Raw genomic sequence first — 1077 nt, forward strand, 5'->3', positions numbered from 1 at the left:
GCCAGGCACGCTGACGATCAACGGAAGCCTCTCGCTCGCCGCCAATGCGACGCTCAACTACAATTTCGGCCAGGCTGGCGTGGTCGGCGGCGCCTACAACGACCTCACCGTCGTGCATGGCGGCCTGTCGCTCGACGGCGCCGTGAACGTCGCGCAGACGCCGGGCGGCGATTTCGGGCCGGGCATCTACCGCATCATCAGCTATGACGGGCCGCTGACCGACAACGGGCTGGTCAGCAACTCGCCCGACCACATCGTGCAGACCTCGATCGCCAAGCAGGTCAACCTGGTCAATACAGCCGGCGTCACGCTCAACTACTGGGACGGCGATGCCGGGCCCAAGGGCAACGACCTGGTCGATGGCGGCGACGGCACCTGGCTGGCTGCCGGCGGCGACAACTGGACGAACGATACCGGGCATATCAACGCGCCGTTCTCCGATGGCAGCTTCGCCATCTTCGCCGGCCAGGCCGGCATCGTCGACGTCGACAGCACGACGAATGGCCAGGTGCAGGCCTCGGGCATGCAGTTTGCTACCGATGGCTACCTGATCCAGGGGCAGAGCATCGACCTGGTCGGACCGCAATCGATCATCCGGGTCGGCGACGGCAGCTTGGTTGGCGCGGGCTATATCGCGACCATCGCTTCGGTGCTCCAGGGCAGCTCGCAACTGGTCAAGACCGATCTCGGCACGCTGGTGCTTGGCGGCGCCAATACTTATAGCGGCGGCACCGCCATCGCGGGCGGCACGCTGCAGGTCTCGGCCGACGCCAATCTCGGCGATGCGGCAGGCGCGCTGTCTCTCGACAATGGCGCCACGCTGCAAAACACCACCGCCTTCGGTTCGGCCCGCGATATCACGCTCAATGCGGGCGGCGGCGCCTTCCAGACCGACGCCGACCTCACGCTGTCGGGCCTGATCGGCGGCGCCGGCGGCTTCACCAAGACGGGCAGCGCGTCCCTGACGCTGACCGGCACCAACACCTATTCGGGAGCAACCACGGTTGCGGCGGGCGGCCTCTATGTCGACGGCGACCAGAGTGCGGCCACCGGGCTGACCTCGGTGCAGCTCGGCGC

Annotated in this window: 1 protein-coding gene; it reads left to right on the plus strand. The window is 67.4% G+C overall.

The annotated features are described in order from the left end of the window. The coding region (locus tag LB572_RS34310) for an autotransporter-associated beta strand repeat-containing protein (RefSeq protein ID WP_224670917.1) at positions 1–1077 on the plus strand (1077 nt) is incomplete at both ends.

This window comes from Mesorhizobium sp. BH1-1-5, from assembly GCF_020165615.1.
Lineage (GTDB): Bacteria > Pseudomonadota > Alphaproteobacteria > Rhizobiales > Rhizobiaceae > Mesorhizobium.